3 protein-coding genes are annotated in these 2385 nt (G+C 38.2%); 1 reads left to right on the plus strand and 2 read right to left on the minus strand.

Going from position 1 to position 2385, the window contains the following annotated elements; all coding sequences use genetic code 11:
- Both RT405_RS04270 and RT405_RS04275 read right to left on the minus strand, forming a co-directional pair.
- Positions 1-860, minus strand: an 860-nt coding sequence (locus RT405_RS04270) for an LLM class flavin-dependent oxidoreductase (protein WP_313467847.1), incomplete at its 3' end; no start/stop codon positions are given.
- A gap of 120 nt (positions 861-980) precedes the next feature.
- The gene (locus RT405_RS04275) at positions 981-1421 is read right to left on the minus strand and encodes a MarR family transcriptional regulator (RefSeq protein WP_313467849.1); all 441 of its coding nucleotides are present in this window, start codon (positions 1419-1421) and stop codon (positions 981-983) included.
- Between the two features lie 595 nt (positions 1422-2016).
- Between RT405_RS04275 and RT405_RS04280 the strand changes: the two genes are divergently transcribed.
- Positions 2017-2385 (plus strand): cytosine permease (locus RT405_RS04280; RefSeq protein ID WP_313467851.1); only part of this gene is annotated, 369 nt, incomplete at its 3' end.

The raw sequence follows: 2385 nt of genomic DNA on the forward strand, positions 1-2385 counted from the left end.
TCCGTCGCTTGAGCAAATTGTTGTTTTGGATATCCAGTACCACGAATGGCTTGGAAACCGCCATTAAGATGTGGGTACATTTCTTGAAGCGCTTCTTTTGTCGAGTCGGCTACATAAAACAAACTGGTTGTTGCGACAGGCAAACCAGCTGGATCAAATCCACTTTGCCGAGCAGTTTCACGGTAAGCATCAACAGAATGTTTAAAGTTCATTGCCGGCCCGCCCAACGTAGTCAACATCATTGGGAGTCCCATATAACCTGCTTTGATTGCACTAGAAGGCGGACCTCCTACAGCACGCCAAATGGGAAGCGATCCAGTTAAAGGACGCGGTAAGATCTCTGCATTTTGTAAGGGAGCACGGAAATTTCCTTGCCAGGTGACACGTTCATTTTCGTTGATCAATTTAAGCAATTCTAGCTTTTCTTCGTAAATTTCTTCATAATCTTGTAAATCGACACCGAATAACTGATGAGCCCCAACACGTGATCCACGGCCGGCAACTATTTCTGCACGCCCATTTGAAATCAAATCAATCGTTGCAAAATCTTCATACACACGTACAGGATCTAAGACACTTAATACAGTTGCTGAACTAGAGAGTTTAATTGTTTTTGTTGCTTGGGCAATCGCTGATAAAATTACGGTGTGCGCTTGTGATGCAAAGTAAGTTTGGTGGCTTTCGCCCACACTAAAAACATCTATTCCAGCTTGTTCAGCAAGCTGACTCATCTCGATCAGTTGTTGGATTCTTTCTTGTGCTGAAATTCGGCTTCCTGTTAAAGGATTCATGATGTGATCACCTAAAGAATACAGACCAAATTCCATGCCATTTGATTGGTTGATACGATACTTTTCCATTAGTGAATCTCCTTTATCTGTTGTAGTCTGATTTTGTTTTCATCATGGTTTTCGTTTATTAGCTAAAGAATACTGCTATTAATTTTTGGTTGACTAGTCAAGTGATAGGGCAAAAAAATATCATTTTTCCAGATATTTTTTTTTGCTTTGTTTTTGTACACGTGACATAAGCGAAAACAGTACTTTTTGTTCTTCTTTTGATAAACAGTCTTCAAAAAAAGAGGATTGGAACTCAAGTTGGGCTTCATAGGCGTTTTCTAGTTTTTTACGGCCTTTATCGGTTAGAGAAATTGTTTTTGTTTTCCATTCCTGTTTGCGCTCGATTAATTGATCTTTTTCTAAGCGAGCTAGCATGCGAGAGATTCCGCCTTGTGTGACCGTAACTTTTTCTGCAAGTTCACTTTGAGTTAAAGGTTCGTAGGTTGAGATTTGAAGTAAAGCATCAAATTGAGCAGTCGTTAAATCATATTCTTTTAAGAATTCGTTTGATAGCAAGTTACTTTGATGAGTGAAACGAGCGATTCGAAGCCAAATCAATGAGCCAAGAGTATTTTTTCGCATATTGTTCATCACTCCTTTTCGTTATCGTCACTTTACCACTCAACTGATAAAAAGGCAAGAAGAAAGTTTCAAAATTAATTTATAAAGATGAAAAGCCTTCACAAATAGACTGACAAATAACTGAGATAAAATATGAGTGTGCATTGTGTTAAAAATAAGATGAAGTATTTCAAGTATACTTTATGTTCTTTTTTACCTACTATAAGATGTTTGAATTTTTATCGATATGTCAGACAAACACGCTTTGCCTACCGTAAGACGTTTGAGTTTCTATTGATATGTCAGGCAAATCTATTTTTCGGAGAAATATAGCAAATTTAAGACATACATAAATACTGATCAAAAAAATTGCAGTGCTTTTCCAGTTGACAGCCAAGCTGTTTTCTGGAATAATGAATTTAATCAAATAACAGGTACCTTTAAATCAGCCCAGAGAGACTGACAAGGAAGCGGATAAAAATACAGGAGAAGTATGTACAAGTGCAGTTGCACAACTATTTTCTGTATTTGAAAAGAGGCTGATTGTCAGGTGTAATCTGATAATCAGCCTCTTTTTTTGTGCTTTTCGGTACCCATAGAAATGGGAGGAAATAAGATGAAGAAAACCGATACAGAATTTTCGTTACAAACGGTACCGCAATCGAGCCGTAATTCTTTTGCAAAAACAATGACAGTGATGTTGGGATTTACGTTCTTTTCAGCCAGCATGTTAGCTGGAGGACAATTGGGATTGAATCTGACATTCTCTCAATTTTTACTTGTCGTTTTGCTGGGGAATTTAGCACTTTGTCTTTATACTGGAGCACTGGCACACATTGCAGCTAAAATGGGGTTATCTACTCACTTGTTGGCTAAGTATTCGTTTGGTGAAAAAGGTTCGTACTTACCGTCTTTCTTATTGGGCTTTACGCAAGTCGGCTGGTTCGGAGTGGGTGTGGCAATGTTTGCCGTTCCGATTGCAAAA

This window comes from Carnobacterium sp., from assembly GCF_032094055.1.
Classification (GTDB): domain Bacteria; phylum Bacillota; class Bacilli; order Lactobacillales; family Carnobacteriaceae; genus Carnobacterium_A.